19 protein-coding genes are annotated in these 18,234 nt (G+C 70.2%); 5 read left to right on the forward strand and 14 right to left on the reverse strand.

Features of this window, described 5'->3' with window-relative positions; all coding sequences use genetic code 11:
• Positions 1-42: 42 nt before the first annotated feature.
• From ACP93_RS17665 to ACP93_RS17705, 9 genes are all read right to left on the reverse strand, one after another.
• Positions 43-1,992, reverse strand: a complete 1,950-nt coding sequence (locus ACP93_RS17665; protein WP_048491972.1) for an acetyl-CoA hydrolase/transferase C-terminal domain-containing protein — start codon at positions 1,990-1,992, stop codon at positions 43-45.
• Between the two features lie 132 nt (positions 1,993-2,124).
• A complete protein-coding gene (locus ACP93_RS17670; protein ID WP_048491973.1) occupies positions 2,125-2,682 on the reverse strand; it encodes a flavin reductase family protein in 558 nt (185 codons plus the stop codon).
• A gap of 60 nt (positions 2,683-2,742) precedes the next feature.
• Positions 2,743-3,360 (reverse strand): molybdenum ABC transporter ATP-binding protein, encoded by a 618-nt coding sequence (locus ACP93_RS17675; protein ID WP_048491974.1) that lies wholly within the window; start codon positions 3,358-3,360, stop codon positions 2,743-2,745.
• Positions 3,361-3,388: 28 nt separating this feature from the next.
• Entirely contained in the window at positions 3,389-4,084 is a 696-nt protein-coding gene (gene modB / locus ACP93_RS17680) for a molybdate ABC transporter permease subunit (RefSeq protein ID WP_048491975.1), read from the reverse strand.
• A gap of 9 nt (positions 4,085-4,093) precedes the next feature.
• On the reverse strand, positions 4,094-4,867 hold the full coding sequence (gene modA / locus ACP93_RS17685) for a molybdate ABC transporter substrate-binding protein (protein ID WP_048491976.1): 774 nt from the start codon (positions 4,865-4,867) through the stop codon (positions 4,094-4,096).
• Between the two features lie 16 nt (positions 4,868-4,883).
• Positions 4,884-5,378, reverse strand: coding sequence for a hypothetical protein (locus ACP93_RS17690; protein ID WP_131721667.1), 495 nt, complete (start codon positions 5,376-5,378; stop codon positions 4,884-4,886).
• 17 nt (positions 5,379-5,395) lie between these two features.
• Complete coding sequence (locus ACP93_RS17695) at positions 5,396-6,226, reverse strand: MBL fold metallo-hydrolase (RefSeq protein WP_048491977.1); 831 nt, start codon at positions 6,224-6,226, stop codon at positions 5,396-5,398.
• Positions 6,223-6,573, reverse strand: coding sequence for an ArsR/SmtB family transcription factor (locus ACP93_RS17700; protein WP_048491978.1), 351 nt, complete (start codon positions 6,571-6,573; stop codon positions 6,223-6,225). Before ACP93_RS17700 ends, ACP93_RS17695 begins: the two co-directional genes overlap by 4 nt.
• Positions 6,574-6,577: 4 nt before the next feature.
• Complete coding sequence (locus ACP93_RS17705) at positions 6,578-6,946, reverse strand: rhodanese-like domain-containing protein (RefSeq protein WP_048491979.1); 369 nt, start codon at positions 6,944-6,946, stop codon at positions 6,578-6,580.
• A gap of 160 nt (positions 6,947-7,106) precedes the next feature.
• On the opposite strand from ACP93_RS17705, the gene ACP93_RS17710 reads away from it, so the two are divergent.
• The 4 genes from ACP93_RS17710 to trxC all read left to right on the forward strand — a co-directional run bounded on the left by ACP93_RS17710 (position 7,107) and on the right by trxC (position 12,497).
• A complete protein-coding gene (locus tag ACP93_RS17710) occupies positions 7,107-8,282 on the forward strand; it encodes an efflux RND transporter periplasmic adaptor subunit (RefSeq protein ID WP_106407133.1) in 1,176 nt (391 codons plus the stop codon).
• Between the two features lies 1 nt (position 8,283).
• Positions 8,284-11,499 (forward strand): efflux RND transporter permease subunit, encoded by a 3,216-nt coding sequence (locus ACP93_RS17715; RefSeq protein WP_048491990.1) that lies wholly within the window; start codon positions 8,284-8,286, stop codon positions 11,497-11,499.
• Positions 11,500-11,577: 78 nt separating this feature from the next.
• On the forward strand, positions 11,578-12,057 hold the full coding sequence (locus tag ACP93_RS17720; RefSeq protein ID WP_048491980.1) for an OsmC family protein: 480 nt from the start codon (positions 11,578-11,580) through the stop codon (positions 12,055-12,057).
• Complete coding sequence (trxC, locus tag ACP93_RS17725) at positions 12,054-12,497, forward strand: thioredoxin TrxC (protein WP_048491981.1); 444 nt, start codon at positions 12,054-12,056, stop codon at positions 12,495-12,497. Before ACP93_RS17720 ends, trxC begins: the two co-directional genes overlap by 4 nt.
• Positions 12,498-12,587: 90 nt before the next feature.
• On the opposite strand, the gene ACP93_RS17730 is transcribed toward trxC, so the two are convergent.
• The 3 genes from ACP93_RS17730 to ACP93_RS17740 all read right to left on the reverse strand — a co-directional run bounded on the left by ACP93_RS17730 (position 12,588) and on the right by ACP93_RS17740 (position 15,001).
• Positions 12,588-13,400, reverse strand: coding sequence for a S1/P1 nuclease (locus ACP93_RS17730; RefSeq protein WP_048491982.1), 813 nt, complete (start codon positions 13,398-13,400; stop codon positions 12,588-12,590).
• A 145-nt stretch (positions 13,401-13,545) separates the two neighbouring features.
• Complete coding sequence (locus ACP93_RS17735) at positions 13,546-14,166, reverse strand: OmpW/AlkL family protein (RefSeq protein ID WP_048491983.1); 621 nt, start codon at positions 14,164-14,166, stop codon at positions 13,546-13,548.
• Positions 14,167-14,371: 205 nt separating this feature from the next.
• Positions 14,372-15,001, reverse strand: coding sequence for an OmpW/AlkL family protein (locus ACP93_RS17740; protein WP_048491984.1), 630 nt, complete (start codon positions 14,999-15,001; stop codon positions 14,372-14,374).
• A 160-nt stretch (positions 15,002-15,161) separates the two neighbouring features.
• Here ACP93_RS17740 and gap point away from each other — a divergent pair, with 160 nt between their 5' ends.
• Complete coding sequence (gap, locus tag ACP93_RS17745; RefSeq protein WP_048491985.1) at positions 15,162-16,163, forward strand: type I glyceraldehyde-3-phosphate dehydrogenase; 1,002 nt, start codon at positions 15,162-15,164, stop codon at positions 16,161-16,163.
• 234 nt (positions 16,164-16,397) lie between these two features.
• Here gap and ACP93_RS17750 read toward each other — a convergent pair whose 3' ends face one another.
• Positions 16,398-16,853: a hypothetical protein gene (locus tag ACP93_RS17750; RefSeq protein WP_228136081.1), complete on the reverse strand. Its 456-nt coding sequence runs from the start codon at positions 16,851-16,853 to the stop codon at positions 16,398-16,400.
• Positions 16,854-17,153: 300 nt separating this feature from the next.
• The gene (locus ACP93_RS17755) at positions 17,154-18,176 is read right to left on the reverse strand and encodes a methyl-accepting chemotaxis protein (protein WP_228136082.1); all 1,023 of its coding nucleotides are present in this window, start codon (positions 18,174-18,176) and stop codon (positions 17,154-17,156) included.
• Positions 18,177-18,234 lie beyond the last annotated feature (58 nt).

Genomic DNA, 18,234 nt, shown 5'->3' on the forward strand with positions numbered 1-18,234 from the left:
CCTACATGTGAGCTGCGTCGATGGGCGGCGCCTGCGCACGCGTCACTGTGGCGCGCGCGTGCGCTGCAGGGCGAACGCCAGCAAGGTCGCTTCCAGGCGCTCGCCGAGGCTGCGCGGCGCGTCCAGTCCCATGCGCTGCATGCAGGCGGTATCCGCCGCGGGACGCGCCATTACCGCACTTGCCACCGTCTTCAGCTTGGCGCCGGTACTGGCGGTGTGTTGCTGCAGCCAGGACAGCGCGCGCAGCAGGCGCTGCTCGACCTCGGTGAAATCGCTGCCCAGCGGGTAGTCGGGCAGGGTGCCATCGCGGCGGAACGGCGCCAGTGTGTCGCGCACGCGTTCGGCGCGGTTGCGCAGCCAGTGTGCCGGTGCGGTGAAGTCGGCGGCCAACTTGCCGTTGGCCTTCGCGGCTTCCAGCAACGCGGGCTGTGCCTGCACATCGGCGATCCCGGTCATCGCCGCGATGCAATCCTCGTCGGTCAGGCCGCGCAGGTCGGCGATGCCGTACTCGTTGACGTAGAGATCGCGCAGGTGCCGCGGAATGGTGGTGTGGCCGTAGTTCCAGCGCACGTTGGACTGCGTTGCGCCGCCGTCGCTGCGCACGGCGCGGAACATCAGTACGCTGCGCGCGTCGTCCAGCGCATGCGCCATGGCCACGAAGTTGTACTGGCCGCCGACGCCGGACACCACGCGGCCATCGTCCAGCGCATCGGACACCGCCGCGCCGAGCGCGGTGGCCATCATGCACGAGTTGAAGAAGCGCGCCTCGCGCCGCTGCACCCGGCGCAGCGCCTCGCCGCTGTAGAGCTGGTTGATCTCGCTGATGCGGCGCATGCCGATCGCCGCACGGGCCTGCGGGTCCATGTCGCGCAGCCAGGCGTAGAACTCCGGCGAGCCCAGGTAGAATGCGCCTTGCAGGTATTCGCCCTCGCGCTCCAGCCGCTGCAGGTCCTGCGCATCGGCGCTGCCGTCGGCCACACGCTGCAGCAGCGGTGCGTCGTCGAGCACCTTGCGCCGGATCACCCCGCACTGGACCAGCTGCCGGAAGCCCTCGTTGAGCATCTCGCTGCAGCCGAACAGGCCGACCTCGAACGGATCCAGGCCGCCGCATTCGCGCACCGCCGGATGCCGCTCCAGCGCCGGATCCAGCGCCGCCAGCACCTGCCGGTAACGCGCGTTGTCGGTATGCCGCAGCACCAGCGCGTGGCACAGCGCATCGGCCAGGGTGCCGATGCCGATCTGCAGCGTGCCGCCGTCGCGCACCAGGGTGCTGGCGTACAGGCCGATGGCGTAATCGGCATCGGCGACCGGCTGCCGCGGCAGCCCGAACAGGCGCGGATACGGCCCCGGCGGGGTCACCACCACGTCGAAGAAGCTCGGCTCCACCGCCGCGCAACCGCCGATCCACGGCAGCTGCGGATCGACTTCGGCCACCAGCAGCGGCCGCGGCAGGCCGCGCCGCTGCACCGCCGCGAGGGTGTCCTGGGTGATGTCGTTGTTGCACGAGAACGACAGCCGGGTGCTGTCGGGTTCGCGCGCCACCTTCTGCACGATCAGGTTCGGCGCGCGCTGCGCCACCGCGTCGGCGGCATGGGTGTAGTTGAGGCTGGTGTAGCTGCGCTGCGCCTGGGTCGAGCGCAGCAGCGCGCCGGACTGCATGTAGAACTCTTCGACCTGGATGTGCGCCGGCAGCGCATCGCGCTGCATCGCCTGCACGTAGCGCAGGCGCGGGAAATCCTCGCCGAAATGGCGTTGCACGAACGGCCGCGCGAAGCGCCCCTGCAGCCCGCCACCGGGCGCCGGCGGATGCAGCGACAGCGCGGTGTAGATCTGCAGCGGCCGTGTCGGATCGTGTTCGATGCGGTCGTACAGCGCGTTGAGCAGGCGGTGCGGTTTGCCCAGCCCCAGCGGCGCACCCACGCGCAGCGGGCCGGCGATGCGCTGCAGGATCAGGTCGGCAGCGGCGTAGAGGTCGTCGAGATGATCGGTCATCGATATAGCTTAGAGGGGCGCGGCCCTTCCATGCACGAACGCTGCCGAGTTGGCACACCCGGCGTGTGTGCATGGCCTGCCGAGCGGCCGAAGCCATCGGCCGCTCCCGGTCCTGCCGCCAGCGGGCAGGATCTACAGCATTTCCGGCTTGAACAGACGCCGCCGCGAGATCTCCGGGCCGGACAGCATGAAGCGGCCGTCGCCCCGGTAGTGCAGGGTGCGCGGCCGCTTGGGCGAGGCCGCGACGTGCGCCTTGACTACCTCCCACACGAACAGGCCGTGTTTGCCGATCTGGCTGCCGTCGTGCAGGCGGCATTCGAAGCTGGCGTAGCACTCGGCGATCAGCGGCGCCGTCACATGCGTGGCGGGCTCCGCGGTGAGGCCGAAGTACGCGAACTTGTCCAGGTCCGCGCCGCTGCTGTTGCCGATGCCGACCACGGTGTCGACCAGGTCGGCAGTGGGCAGGTTGATCACGCATTGCCGGCTGCGCCGGATCAGGTCGAAGCTGTGGTTGGTGCTGGAGATGCAGCAGGCCAGCCGCGAGGGCGAGAACTCCAGCACCATGTGCCAGCCCAGGGTCATGACGTCGCGCTGCTGCTTCCAGGCCGAACTGACCAATACCACCGGGCCCGGCTCGAGGAAGCGGCGCACGTCCTGCGTGGGGAAGTCGAGCTTGCGGTAGCGGCGCATGCGACGTCTGCCGTGGCGGGAACTTCAGTCTCTCCGGCCCCGGTGAACGCGATGTCGGCGTCAGTCCAGCCGATGCACCGCGTCGGCGATGCGCGCCACTTCCTCGGCCTGGTGGCTGACGTAGAGCATCGGCAGGCGCACTTCGTCGCGCACGCGCTGCAGGTAGGGAATCAGTTCGCTGCGGCGATCGGCGTCCAGCGCCGACAGCGGTTCGTCGAACAGCAGCAGCGACGGCTGCGCCAACAACGCGCGGCCGATCGCCACGCGCTGTGCTTCGCCACCGGAGAGCGTGTCGGGGCGCCGCCCCAGCAGGGCGCCGATGCCGAGCAGGTCGACCACCGCGTCCAGGGCGAAGCGCGCCGGCTGGCCGCGGCCGTGGCGGCCGTAGCCGAGGTTGCGGCGCACGTCCATGTGTGGGAACAGCCGAGCGTCCTGGAACACGTAGCCGATGCCGCGGCGGTGCGCCGGCAGGTCGATGCCGGCGGCGCTGTCGTACAACACCCGGCCATCGATGGCGATGCGCCCGCTGCGCGGCGGCAGCACGCCGGCGATGGCGTTGAGCAGGCTGGTCTTGCCGGCGCCGGACGGGCCGACCAGGGCGACCACCCGCGCCTGTTCCTCGATGCGCACGTGGCGGGCGAAGCGCCCGCGCTGCAGGTGCAGGTCGATGCTCAGCATCGGCGCAGGCTCCGGGCGCACGCGCCGCTCATGCATCCGCCTCCGCGCCGCGCTGGCGCCGGACCAGCCACTCGGAGGCCAGCAAGGCGCCCAGCGAGATCGCCAGCGCCACCGCCGCCAGCCGCCAGATGCCGGCCTCGGCCCCGGGCACCTGCAGCAGGCTGTAGATCGCCGAGGCCAGGGTCTGGGTCTGCCCCGGGATGTTGGAGACGAAGGTGATGGTGGCGCCGAACTCGCCCAGCGCCTTGGCGAAGCCGAGCACGCCGCCGGCGACCACGCCCGGCCACGCCAGCGGCAGGGTGATGGTGAAGAACACCCGCCACGGAGCGGCGCCGAGCGTGGCGGCGGCCGCTTCCAGGCGACGGTCGGTGGATTCCAGCGCCAGGCGGATCGCCCGCACCATCAGCGGAAAGCCCATTACCGCGCTGGCCAGCGCCGCGCCGGTCCAGCGGAACGCGAACTGCACGCCGAGGTGCTCGAACAGCCAGCCGCCGATCGGACCCTGCAGCCCGAACAGCTGCAACAGCGCATAGCCGGTGACGATCGGCGGTATCACCAGTGGCAGGTGCAGCAGCGCGTCCAGCAAGGCCTTGCCGAAGAAGCGGCGCCGCGCCAGCAGCCAGCCGCAGGCCACCGCGAACGGCAGGCTGGCCAGCGCCGCGACCAGTGCGACCTTGACGCTCAGCGCGATCGCGGTCAGTTCCTGCGCGGTGAACTCGAACAATGCCAGGCCTCAGCGGGCGAGCGAGAAGCCATGGCGACGGAAGATCGCCTGTGCCGGCGGGGTGCCCAGCCAGCGCACGAAATCGGCGGCGCTCTTCGCCTGCGCACTCGCCCGCAGCGGTGCCACTGGATACACGATCGGCGCGTGGCTGTCGGCGGGGAAGGTCGCCACCACCCGCACCTTCGGCTCGGCCTGGGCGTCGGACCCGTAGACGATGCCCAGCGGCGCCTCGCCGCGCGCCACCAGCATCAGCGCGCTGCGCACGCTCTCGCTCTCGGCCAGCCGCGGCTGCACGATGTTCCACTGGCCCAGCGCCTGCAGCGCCGCGCGCGCGTACTTGCCGGCCGGCACGCTGGCGGTCTGGCCGACCGCCAGCCGCCCTTGCGCACCGAGCGCGGCGAGCAGCGCGCCGGGCTTGCGCAGCTCGACCTGCGCCGTGCTGGCGGCCGGCGCCACCAGCACCAGGGTGTTGCCGAGCAGGTCGCGGCGCAGCGCTGGGTCGATCAGCTTGCGCTGCTGCAGGTAGTCCATCCATTCCTGGTCGGCGGACACGAACACGTCCGCCGGCGCGCCCTGTTCCACCTGCCGCGCCAGCGTGGAACTGGCGGCGTAGGACACCTGCACCGGGGTGCCGTGCGCTTGCTGGTAGGCGCTGGCGGCCTCGTCCAGCGATTCCTTGAGGCTGGCGGCGGCGAACACGGTCAGCGGCGTCTGCGCGGCGGATGGCAGCGCGATGGCGGCGGCAAGTGCGAACAGGCAGAGGCGGCGCAGGAGACGGGACATGGGTGGCTCCAGAAGATCAGGCGGTGATGACGGTGATCGTGCGAACCTGGCGCACCCATCGCGCGGGCCGTTGGTCCTGCGGCACGATCAGGCGCAGTGGGCCCACGTCGGCTGCCAGTGGCTCGCCGCCGCAACGGTCGACCAGCAGCACGCGCCGCGCACCCAGGGTCGGGTCCAGCTCGGCCAGGGTGAACACGGCGATGTAGCCGTCGCGTGCAGCGACCTCGATCCGGCGTTGCAACTGCGCGCCACGCAGCGGCTCGGTCGGCATCGCGTGTTGCGCCTGCAATAGGGCGGCGAGCGCCAGGCCTTCGCAGTCCAGACGCTGGCCGTGCGCCTGTGCCACGATCCGTTCGTGTGGAACCGCGGCCAGCGCGGTCGGGTCTAGGTCAATGTGCATGGCGCCCGCGTCGTGCATTGCCGCGTCGCCTGGCGCCGGCGCGGCCTGCGCCAGGGCCTGCGTGAGGGCGAGGGTCAGGGAGAGCAGGGCGAGCAAGCGGGATCGGTGCATGCCCGCATCCTAGCGTCTTAGTGCGCCGGAGGCGCCAGATCGTCGGTGCGGCCGGCCTGGATATTGGCGCGCACCGACGGCTGCATCAACCGCGGCTCGGACAGGGTCGCATCGCGCGCCTGGCGCAAGGCCACGAAGGCCGCTTCGTCGATGCCGTCGCGCACGTGGATGTTGGCGCGGCGCTGTTCGCCGATGCTGGTCTGGCAAGCCACCGCGCGGCCGCCGGCGCCGTAGTCGTGGCACACGAACACGCGGGTCGCCTCCGGCAACGCGTACAACCGCTGGATCGAGCGGTACAGCGTGGCTGCGTCGCCGCCGGGGAAATCGCAGCGCGCGGTGCCGCTGTCGGGCATGAACAGCGAATCGCCCGGGAACAGCGCATCGCCGATCAGGTAGGCGACGCTGTCGCCGGTGTGGCCGGGTACGGCGATCACCTGCGCCTGCAATCCGCCGATCGCAAAGCGCTCGCCATCGGCGAACAGATGATCGAAGCCGCAGCGCGCCTGCGCCTGCGCCTCCAGGCCGAACTGCGGCGCGAAGCGGGCGCGGACCTCGCGGATGCCGTCGCCGATCGCCAGCGTCGCCTGCGGCCAGCGCTGCTTGAACCACTGCGCGGCGGACACATGATCGGCGTGGGCGTGGGTCTCGAGGATCCAGCGCAAGGGCAGCCCACGCTCGCCCAGGCACGCGGCCAACGCCTGCGCCGGTGCGTCGTCCAGTGTGCCGGTCTGCGGGTCGTAGCCGACAACCGGATCGATCACCGCGGCGTCGTGGCCATCCTCAACCACGTAGCTCCAGGTGCCGGAACCGGCGTGGTGGAAGGCGTGGACGTGCGGATGCTGGCTCATCGATCGCTCCTGGTGGCGGCAGGTGGCGCGGCGCTGCAGTAGATGCCGTGCAGCACCTCGAGGATGCGCTGCACCGGGCCGGGCACCAGTGAATAATAGATGGTCTGGCCATCGCGACGGGTCTGCACCAGTCCATCCTCGCGCAGCAGCGCCAGGTGTTGCGACAGCGCCGACTGGCTCAGCTCCACGCGCGCGTTGAGTTCGCCGACCGATTGTTCGCTGTCCACCAGCAGACACAGCAGCAGCAGCCGCTTCTCGTTGCCGAGCGCCTTCAGCAGGCGCGCCGCCTCGCTGGCGTGCGCGCGCATCGCGGCAGGGTCCAGGGCGGTCGCGGCGCGGCGCGGCATGGGCTCAGAAATCGACCGGGCCACCGGCCGCGGTCCAGCCCAGGAAGCCGCCGGTGAGCGAGCGCACCGCGGTGTAGCCCAGGTGCTGCAGGCTCAGCGCCGCCAGGGTGGAACGGCCGCCGCTGGCGCAGTACAGCAGGATCGGCTGGTCGCGTCGGGCCAGCGCCGGATCGGCATCGAGGCGGAATTCGAGGATGCCGCGCGGGATGTTGATCGCGCTGGGCAGATGGCCCATGGCGAACTCGCCGGGTTCGCGCACGTCGATGATCCATTCGCCTGGCAGTGCCGTGGCGGCGGCATCGGTGTGGACAGGGGTTTCGTGGATCTGCGCGCGTGCGCGGTCGACCAGGGCTTGGGCGGAGGAGGCGGGCATTGGGGGTGCTCGGCGGGAAAGTACGCCCATCATATCAGTTGACTCTAATATAAGAAAATTCTAATTTATCTCGCGGCCAGCCTTGGGCGGCCGCGACCGGCTCCGCTGTCATGGAGCCGCCCGCCGACGGCGCGAATGCGCGCCTTTTCAGGAGTTCGACATGGGTGTGCAGGCTGGGCCAAGCGGCGCCGGGATCATGGAACGCGTGCGGCGGCCAGCGCAGGCCGATGCCGCGCCGCTGCGTCGGGGCGCAGGCGTGGCCTGGGTGGCTCCCGCGTTGGTGGCGCTCGCGGTCCTGACGCTCGCCGGCTGCCGCCACGAGGCCGCTGCGATGGTGCCGCCGCCATTGCCGGCATTGGCGACGGCAACGGTGATGCCGGCCGACGCGGCGTCGCGCACCTGGGATGGGGTCGTCGCCGCGGTGGAATACGCCGAGCTGAGCGCGCAGACCGGCGGGCGCGTGCGCAGCGTCACGGTGGACGTGGGCGACCGGGTCGTGGCCGGCCAAGTGTTGCTGCAACTCAGCGCGGTGGAGCAGCGTGCCGGCGTGGACAGTGCGCAGGCGCAGTTGCGCGCCGCGACGGCCAGCGCCGGCGAGGCCGAGGCCAGCTACCGCCGCTATGCCGCTCTGGCCGATGCGCAGTACGTGTCGCGCGCGCAACTGGATCAGGCCCGCGCCACGCGCGATGCGGCACGTGCGGCCCGCGCTGCGGCCGCCGCGCAGCTGGCCCAGGCGCAACAGCCGGCCGACTACACGGTGGTGCGCGCGCCGTTCGCCGGGGTGATCAGCGCGCGCCAGGTGCAGCCGGGCGAGGCGGTGGCGACCGGGCAGGCCTTGCTGTCGCTGTACGTGCCTGGCGCGCAGCGCATCGAGGTGCAGGTGCCGCAGTCCGATGCGGAGGCGATCCGCGCCGCGCCGCGCGCGCAAGTGCGGCTGGACGATGGACGCAGCCTGCAGGTCCCGCAGGTGGCGGTGTTCCCCACCGCCGATCCACGCAGCCACAGCGTGACGGTGCGGGTGCCGCTGCCGTTGCTGCAGCCGGCTCCGGCACCCGGCACCACGGCCAAGGTCGGCTTTGCGCTCGCCGCCGGCGATGCCACGGAGGCCATGCCGTTGAGCATGCCGGTCTCGGCACTGCTGCAGTGGGGCGAACTCAGCGCGGCCTATGTGCTGGCCGACGGGCGGCTGAGCCTGCGCCAGCTGCGGATCGGGCGGCGTGACGCGCAGCACGTGGAAGTGCTGGCCGGGCTGCGCGCGGGCGAGCGGGTGGCGCGCGATCCGGCCGCCGCGGGGCAGGCGCTGGCGGCGCAACGGCGCGCGCTGGCGGAGCGCTGAGATGGCCGCGGGTTTCGGGATGTCCGGCCGCCTGGCGGCGTTCTTCCAGGCCAATCCGCTGACGCCGGTGCTGGCCCTGCTCGGCCTGCTGCTCGGCCTGGCGGCGGTGGCGATCACCCCGCGCGAGGAAGAACCGCAGATCGACGTGACCATGGCCAACGTGTTCGTGTCGCTGCCGGGTGCCGATGCGCGCGAGGTCGAACAGCTGCTGAGCACGCCGCTGGAACAGAAGCTCGACGAGATCGAGGGCATCAAGCACGTGTACTCGGTGAGCCGCCCGGGTCAGGCAGTGCTGACCGTCGAATTCCAGGTCGGGGTGCCGCGCCAGGCCGCGTTGGTGCGCCTGTACAACCAGGTGTATTCCAATCTCGACGTGCTGCCGACGCGGATGGGCGCGAGCGCGCCGGTGGTCAAGCCCAAGGGCATCGACGACGTGCCGGTGATGAGCGTGACCCTGTGGAGCGACGATCCGCAGCGCAGCGCCGCCGACCTCGGCGAGATCGCGCGTACCCTGGAGACCGAGCTCAAGCGCATTCCCGGCACCCGCGACATCTACAGCATCGGCGCGCCGCCGCGGGTGGTCACGGTGACCCTGGACCCGGCGCGGCTGGCCGCATACGACCTCACCGTGGCCGACCTCGGTCAGGCGCTGCAGGGCGCGAACGTGGTGCGCCCGCTCGGCGACCGGATCGGCGGCGGCCGCGCGGTGCCACTCAGTGCCGGCCGCTTCCTGGCCGATGCCGATACGGTACGCGACCTGGTGATCGGCATGCACGGTGGCCAGCCGCTGCAGTTGCGTGACGTGGCGCAGGTGCAGGCCGGCGCCGACCTGCCCGATGCGTATGTGTGGTACGGCGCGCCGCCCGCGCATGGCGGCCCGGCGCAGGGGCGCGCGCCGGCGGTGACCCTGGCCATCGCCAAGAAGCCTGGCAGCGACGCCTCGGCGCTCACCCGCGCGGTGGGTGCGCGCCTGCAGGCCTTGCGCGGCGAACTGCTGCCGCAGGGCGTGCAGGCGGAGATCACCCGCGACTACGGTGCCAGCGCGGCGGCCAAGGCCGCCAAACTTATCCACAAGCTGGTGTTCGCCACCGCCTCGGTGGTGCTGTTGGTGCTGTTCGCGCTGGGCTGGCGCGAGGCCATCGTGGTCGGCAGCGCGGTGGTGCTGACCCTGGCGCTGACGCTGTTCGCCTCGTGGGCGATGGGTTTCACCCTCAATCGCGTGTCGCTGTTCGCGCTGATCTTCTCCATCGGCATCCTGGTCGACGACGCCATCGTGGTCGTCGAGAACATCCACCGCCATCTGCGCGCCGGCGGCAAGACCTTGCGCGAGGCGATCCCGCCGGCGGTGGACGAGGTCGGCGGCCCGACCATCCTCGCCACCTTCACCGTGATCGCGGCGCTGATGCCGATGGCCTTCGTCAGCGGCCTGATGGGGCCGTACATGCGGCCGATTCCGATCAACGCCTCGGTCGGCATGCTGCTGTCGCTGGCGATCGCGCTGGTGGTGACGCCGTGGCTGGCGCTGAAGCTGTTGAAGCGGCATGTGCCGGCACGCGCCGCGCAGGCAGAGGCCGGTGGCGACGCGCCGCCGCGCCTGCAGCGCCTGTTCGTGCGCTTGTTGCACCCCTTCCTGGATCCGGTGCGCGGCGCGCGCCGGCGCGGCTGGCTGTTCGCCGGCATCGCGGCGCTGCTGCTGGCCGCGATGGGCCTGGTCGGACTGCAATGGGTGGTGCTGAAGATGCTGCCGTTCGACGACAAGTCCGAACTGCAGATCGTGGTCGACCTGCCCGAAGGCAGCACGCTGCAGAACACCGATGCGTTGCTGGTGGACCTGGCCGGGGTGCTCGACCGCACGCCTGAAGTGCACGACTACCAGGGCTATGCCGGTACCTCGGCGCCGGTCAACTTCAATGGCCTGGTGCGGCAGTACTTCCTGCGCAGCGGCAACAACGTCGGCGACCTGCAGGTGAACCTGGTCGACAAACACCAGCGCACGCGCCACAGCCATGCCATCGCCCGCACGCTGCGGCCGCCGCTGGCGGCGATCGCACGCCGGTATGGCGCCTCGCTGAAGGTGGTGGAGGTGCCGCCGGGGCCGCCGGTGCTGTCACCGCTGGTGGCCGAGGTGTACGGGCCGGACTATCCGCGCAGCCGCCAGCTCGCGCTGGCGTTGGCGCGGCGCTTCCTGCACACGCCGAACGTCGTCGATGTCGACACCAGCGTGGAGAGCGCGGCGATCCGCGAGACCCTCGTGGTCGATCGGGTCCGCGCCGCCCGACTGGGCGTGAGCCAGGCGGCCATCGCCGACGCCCTGAGCACGGCGGTGCAGGGCCTGGACGTCACCTGGCTGCACGATGGCACGTCCAAGGTGGCACAGCCGGTGCGGCTGCGCCTGCCGGCTGCCGCGCAGGCCGCCAGTGCCCGCCTGCTGGCGTTGCGCGTGCGCGGCGGCGACGGACAACTGCTGCCGCTGTCGGCACTGGTGACAGTGCAGCGCCTGCACTGGGACGACAGCATCGCGCACAAGGACCTGCGGCCGGTGGTGTACGTCACCGGCGACGAGGCCGGGCGCCTGGACAGTCCGCTGTACGGCATGTTCGACCTGGTCGGGCAACTGCGCCGGCACACGCTCGGCGGCGAGGCGCTGCAGCAGCATTTCATCGCGCCGCCGGCCGACACCGCCGACTTCGCGGTGAAATGGGACGGCGAATGGCAGATCACCTACGAGACCTTCCGCGACATGGGCATTGCCTACGCGGTGGGCCTGTTGCTGATCTATCTGCTGGTGGTGGCGCAGTTCCGCAGCTATCTGCTGCCGCTGGTGATCATGGCGCCGATTCCGCTGACGGTGATCGGGGTGATGCCGGGCCACGCGCTGCTCGGCGCGCAGTTCACCGCGACCAGCATGATCGGCATGATCGCCCTGGCCGGCATCATCGTGCGCAATTCGATCCTGCTGGTGGACTTCATCCGTCATGCCTTGGCGCAGGGACGCAGCGCCGAACAGGCGGTGATCGAGGCCTGTGCGGTGCGCGCGCCGCCGATCGTGCTGACTGGCCTGGCGGCGATGCTGGGCGCGCTGTTCATCCTCGACGATCCGATCTTCAACGGCCTGGCGGTGGCGCTGCTGTTCGGCATCCTGGTCAGCACCGCGCTGACCCTGCTGGTCATCCCGCTCTTGTACTACCCGCTGGCGCGGCGCGAAGCGGCGACGTGAGCGCGATGGTGCGTCCACATCCCGTTTCCGGTGCCGGCGTAGAGTCATAAGTCCCTTCTTCGCAGTGGAGCCTCCGCCATGCCCATCGGCGATCCGATCCGCGTCACCCTGGAGCAGGACACGGACTTCGCGTTCCGCATCCGCTTCGACAAAACCGCGCTGGAGTCCTGGCTGAGCGACGAAACCGCGCCGCTGGGCCAGGAGCGCGGCCCTAATCCTTCGCGGATCCTGCTCGCCGGCATCGCCAATTGCCTGGCGGCCAGCCTGCTGTTCGCGATGCGCAAGTACAAGAACGATCCGGCCGGCGTGGTCGCGCACATCACCGCCACGCCGATGCGCAACCCGGAAGGGTTCTGGCGCATTCCGCAGGCGTCGGTGGAACTGCAGTTGCCCGGCGCCAACCAGGACTATGCGCAGTTGGAGCGGATCCTGGCCCAGTTCGAGCAGTTCTGCGTGGTCACCGAGAGCGTGCGCCAGGGCATCGACGTGCAGGTGACGGTCAAGGATGCGCAGGGCACCGTGCTGCTCGGCGACAAGAGCATCGAGGCCGGGGCATGAGCGAGCCGCTGCATGTCGCCTGCCCGCACTGCGCCGCGCTCAATCGCGTGCCGGGCGAGAAGCTGGCGGCGTCCCCGCAGTGCGGGCGCTGTCATCGCGCCTTGTTCGACGCCACGCCGGTGACGCTGACCGCCGAGACGTTTGCGGCGCACGCTGAGCGTAGCGACCTGCCGTTGCTGGTGGACGTTTGGGCGCCGTGGTGTGGCCCGTGCCGGACCATGGCCCCGCATTTCGCCGCTGCCGCGGCGCAATTGGAGCCGCACCTGCGCCTGGGCAAGCTCGACAGCGACGCGCAGCCGGCGTTGGCCGGGCGCTTCGGCATCCGCAGCATTCCGACGCTGATTGTGCTGCGGCAAGGCCGCGAACTCGGCCGGCACAGTGGGGCTATCGGCACCGCCGAGATCGTGCGCTGGGCGCGGGCGCAGTTGGATGTGGCGTAGTTGCTTTTGTAGGAGCGGCTTCAGCCGCGCTGGGGCTTTTCTGGGAACGCCCTGTCGCGGCTGAAGCCGCTCCTGCGATCCGCAATAGGCTTACTTGCCCAGCGCTGCGTTCAGCGTGGCCGCCAGATCGGCACCGGCCTGGCGCAACTGCGCCTCGGCGACCGGGCGCCAGGTCGTCACATAATCGGCCGGCAGCTTGGCGCCAGGTGGATAGAAGCCCGGGCGCATCATGATCTTGCAGGAGGCCTCGGCCCAGGCGGCCGCCGGCGGCGGCAACGCACTGCCGGCCGGCGAGGGCGCCGGCAACGGCTGCTTTTCCAGCTCGGCCAGATAGGCCTGCTCGTCCAGCCCGCGGCTGCGCAACAGGCCGCTGTCCCACAGCGCGTGCAGATTGGTGCCCTTGCCCTCGAACTGGATCTGCACGGTGTTGGCGCCCTTGTCGCGGGCGTAGCCGGCATGCAGCGGCTGCTGCACGTCGCCGGCGAAATGCACGACGAACTTCAGTGCCTGCGCGCGCGCGGCCTGCGGCTGGCTGCGGTCGGCGAGGATCGCGGTCTGGCGGCGCAGCGCCTCGACCGCGCAGTTGCCATCCGGGCAGTCGCGGGTCTGTTCGTAGTGGCAGTCGTTTTCGGCCAGGTTGACGTAGTGCCAGCGCGCGCTGCGCTTGCCCAGGTCGGGATCGTGTTCGCGGAGTTGGTCGGCCCAGTTGGCGACGCCGGCCAGGGTCGGGTCGGGTTCGCCCTGCAGCAGGGCCTGGACCTGTGCGCGGGCTTGCGGAGTGAGTTGCGTGTCGGCGAGATCGGCGACCAGGCGGTGGCCCAGCGGGCCCCAGGCGAAGGCGGCGGAGGGTGCGGCGGCGAGGGCCGCGGCGAGCACGGTGCAAACGAGGGAAGAGGTTTTCATGCGCGGATTCTAGCCGGCGCCGACGACGCGGCCATGACCCGTGCCGGGTCCCCGTTGCGCTGCCGCTCAGCGTGGCGGACACGCCGCGCAGCAGGTAGGCCAGCCGCTCCAGGCCGAGTCCGCGGACGCGGCCCGATGCGCGGGCTCAGAAGTACATCAGGTAGGCGACGCCGTAGGTGACCGGATCGAGCTTGGCCTTGCCGAGCGTGCCGCCATCGACCTCCACGTCGCTGCGCATGCTGGTCCAGCGTGCATCCACGCGGATCGCGCTGCGCTCGCCGACGGCGAAGTCCACGCCCGCATGCAACGCCGGACCGATGCTGTCCTTGAACTTCACGTCGTTGGACGCGAACGCGCCCTTGCTGTCGCTGCCGAGGAAGGCGGTGTAGTTGAGGCCGGCGCCGACGAACGGGGAGATGTCGCCATTGCCGTTGAAGTGGTACTGCAGCGAGATGGTGGGCGACAGCATCCAGGCGCTGCCGATGTCGCCGCCGCGGTCCACGCCGATCTTCTGCTGGCCCACCAGGCCCTGGATCTCCATGCCGAGGTTGCCGCGGAAGAAGTATTCGTAACTGAACGACACGGCCGGCGCGGTGTCGGCGTCGAAGCGCTGGTCGCTGCCGCGCAGCGTGCCGTTGGAGCCACCCGGCACCATGCCGTGCAGGCCATAGCTGGTGGTGAAGTGGCCGGCCGATTGCGCCGCGGCAGGCAGGGCGATGCTGGCGAAAGCGGCGACGGCAAGGCGACGGAGCAGGCGTGGCGGCATGGGAGACCCCGGTGGACGACGAGTGGGCGGATGCGAACCCAGTGTCGGCCCGGCGGGCGCCGATCCACATCCGTGTGGCGCGTAGTCTGCCAGAGAAGCGCGGCGGACGCGCTGCGCTCCGGGGCTGCCGCCGCGTCGACTTGGGCGGCCACGTGCGATCCTGTGGCCGCCGGCGCCGCAGGTCGCAGCGGCGCCGGTGCCCGCCTCAGAACTTCATCACGTAAGCCAGGCCGTACACCAGCGGGTCGATGTGCGCGGTGCCCAGGTCGCTGCCGTTGACCTTGACCTTGCTGTCGATGTCGATCCAGCGCATGTCCACGCGTAGTGCCGACTTGTCGGTGAGCGCGATGTCCACGCCGGCGTGCGCGGCCAGGCCCCAGGAGTCGTCCAGCTTCAGCTTGCTGCCGGCCAGCGCGCCGGTGGTCTTTTCGCTGAAGAAGGTGGTGTAGTTGAGGCCGGCGCCGATGAAGGGCGCGACCTTGCCGGCGCTGTTGAAGTGGTACTGCAGCGACACCACCGGCGGCAGGTGCTTGGTGCTGCCGACCTTGCCCACGCCCTTGACGCTGATGTCATGCTCGAACGGCAGCGCCGCCAGCACTTCCACGCCCAGGTCCTGGTGCACGAAGTACTCGAAGGTCACCGTCGGGCGGATGTTGCTGTCGATGCGCAACGGCAGGGTGCCGCCGGCCAGCGTGCCGTTGTCGGACTTCGGGTTGACCTGGTGGGCGCCGATGCCGACGGTCCAGTCGCCTTGCGACTGCGCCAGTGCAGGCAGGGCGCACAGGGTCAGGGCGGCGGCCAGGCCGGTGAGCAGGAGGGGGGAGGGGGTACGCATGGTGGAGTCTCGATTGGGTGTGGACGCAGTGTCCAGCGCGCCCGCCCGTGCCGCCTTGATCCTGATCAAACCGGCGTGTCCGGCGTGGCGCGGCCGGCCTGCTAGAATGGGATTTCCCCTTCCATCCGCCGCGCCAGGCGCGGCCGCAGGAGCTACTGAAATGGCAATCAAGGTCGGCATCAACGGTTTCGGTCGCATCGGGCGCAACGTGCTGCGCTCGGCGGTGCAGAATTTCGGCAGCGACATCGAGATCGTCGCCATCAACGACCTGCTGGAGCCGGATTATCTGGCCTACATGCTGCAGTACGACTCCGTGCACGGCCGCTTCCAGGCGGAGGTGTCGGTCGACGGCAACCACCTGCTGGTCAACGGCAAGAAGATCCGCCTGACCCAGGAACGCGATCCGGCGGCGCTGAAGTGGGGCGAGGTCGGCGTGGACGTGGTGATCGAATCCACCGGCCTGTTCCTGACCAAGGAAACGGCGCAGAAGCATCTGGACGCCGGCGCCAAGAAGGTGATCCTGTCGGCGCCGTCGAAGGACGACACGCCGATGTTCGTCTATGGCGTCAACGACAGCACCTATGCCGGCCAGGCCATCGTTTCCAACGCCAGCTGCACCACCAACTGCCTGGCGCCGCTGGCCAAGGTGATCAACGACAAGTGGGGCATCAAGCGCGGCCTGATGACCACCGTGCACGCGGCCACCGCGACGCAGAAGACCGTGGACGGCCCGAGCAACAAGGATTGGCGCGGCGGCCGCGGCATCCTGGAGAACATCATTGCGTCCAGCACCGGCGCGGCCAAGGCGGTCGGCGTGGTGATCCCGGAATTGAACAAGAAGCTCACCGGCATGAGCTTCCGCGTGCCGACCTCGGACGTGTCGGTGGTCGACCTTACCGTGGAACTGGAAAAGCCGGCCACCTACGCCGAGATCTGTGCCGAAGTGAAGGCGCAGAGCGAAGGCGCGCTGAAGGGCATCCTCGGCTACACCGAGGACAAGGTGGTGGCCACCGATTTCCGCGGCGACGCGCGCACCTCGATCTTCGATGCCGATGCCGGCATCGCCCTGGACGGCACCTTCGTCAAGCTGGTGTCCTGGTACGACAACGAGTGGGGCTATTCCAACAAGTGCCTGGAAATGGTCAAGGTGGTGGCGAAGTAACCCGCCACGCGTCGTCCGCCGGTGGCGGGCGACGCGGGCTTGCGGCAGCGCCGCTGCCTCGTGCCGCCGTTGGCAGGAGGCACACGCCACCGCGAACGGACGCAAACAAAAGGAGCGCCTCGGCGCTCCTTTTGTGTTCTGGCAGATGTGCTGCGATGGCTTGCCCGCCGCGACGGCGGCCCGGATGCAGCGGGAAGCGGCGCGTCCGCGCCGCCTGCACCATCCCGATCGCCGTTATAGCGCGTCCTTGGAGACGTTGCTCTCGCTCTGCTGGTAATCGGTGACCACGCCCTTGGCATCGAATTCCACTTCCAGGTCGTACGACTTGACGTTGCGCGCGCCGACGCCATGCTCCTGCGCCTCGTTGATCGCCGGGCCGGTGTAGTAACCGGGCAGCATCCGCTTCAGCAGGCCGGTCGCGGTCTTGCGTGCCTTCTCGCCGTGCGATTCGCTGGGGCGATAGCTCCACGATTTCTCGTAACCGCCTTCCTTGCCGGACGTCCTGGAGACGTAGGTGGGCTCGCCATAGACGGCGCGCACCTGCTCCTTGGTGGTCTTGCCGATGACGATGTTCTTCTTGACCGCATCGGGGGTGTAGAGATCCGGATTGTCGACCTTCTCGGCCAGGGCGGGAGCGGCGAAGGACGCGGCCAGCAGGGCCGAGATCAGCAGGGTGCGAAAGGGTTTCATGGTCATGTCCGTTTACCTGGGGAGTGGCGTCTGCAATCCAGCGTGCACCGGTCGCCGTCGAGGCGATGCGTCGGTCCGGCATCAGCGCGGCGCAACGAGCTTAGGCATGGCGAAATGACGCCGTCAATACAGCACGCGGCGGCATTCAGGCAGCGACGACACCTGTGTCGGCGATGCCGATGGCCGGGATCGCGAACGCGATGCGGCATGCCGCCGCTCGCGTACCGTGTCCACGCGGCGCGCGTTGGGCTGTGATCCGCTGCCGCTTTTTTGCGCAGGACGCCGTGCGTCGCGTGCGGACTACAGCGCCTGCAGGATCAGCGAGTGCCAGCCGGTGCGGTAGGTCTCGTAGCCGGGCGAGGCGGCATGCGCGATGCAGTGCGGCCGGCCGTCGAGGTCGATCAGCACGGCGCCGCGCGGCTGCTTGAACAAGGCGTCGCGGCCGTCGAAGTCGATCCGGTCCTGCAGCATGCGCCCGGTCGAGTCGGCCAGGACGTGGCCCTGTGCATCGACGATGCAGACGCGGCTGCGGCCCCATTCGGATTCGGACAGCGGCGTGCGCTGCACGATCGTCTGCGCCAGCGCGTCCCAGCGGAACACGATGCCCAGCACGCCCAGCACGCGGCCATCGATGCGGCCGCCCTCGCGGACCGTGCACGCGTACACCAGCACTCGCTCGCCATCGGCCAGCGCGCTGGCATGTACGCCCTGGAAGCTGAAATCTTCGCCGCTGCGGGTGCGCATGGCCTGCTCGAACCACGGCTGCGTGGAGACGTCGCTGCCGGCCGAGGCGAACTGCCGCGGCCGGCCGTTGGCGCGGATGCGGCCATCGCTGCCGGCCAGGATCAGGTCGAAGTAGACCGTGTACGAATCCAGGATCTGGCCCATGCGCCGCGAGGCGTAGGCCAGCGCCTCGGCGTCGCTGTCGGCGCGCGCCGCCGCCACCACCGCGGCGTCCGTGGCCCACCAGCGCACGTCGCAACTGCGCTCGTAGAGATTGCGGTCGATCAGGTCGATGTTGCTCAGCGCCAGTTCGCTGAGCCGCGTGCGGCGCACGTCGTCCTGCAGCCGGCCCAGGGTTTGCCGCATCTCGGCGCTGGTGCGCGCGGCAACCTTGTCCAGGTCCTGGGTGGCCTCGGCCACGCGCCGCGACAGCCCGTCCATTTCCTGTGCGATGACGCTGAAGCCGCGTCCGGCGGCGCCGATCCGCGCCGACTCGATGCGCGCGTTCATCGAGATCATGTGGGTGGTGCGGTTGATCGCGTCGATGCCCTGCAACGAGCGGCGCAACTGGCCAAGCAACTGGTCGGACAGGCCGACCACCGAGCGGATATGGTCATCGATCCCCGCTTCGGCGGGGTGGGCGGGTAGGTTCATTCAT

It is taken from the genome of Xanthomonas sp. NCPPB 1128 (genome assembly GCF_001043115.1).
Taxonomy (GTDB): domain Bacteria; phylum Pseudomonadota; class Gammaproteobacteria; order Xanthomonadales; family Xanthomonadaceae; genus Xanthomonas_A.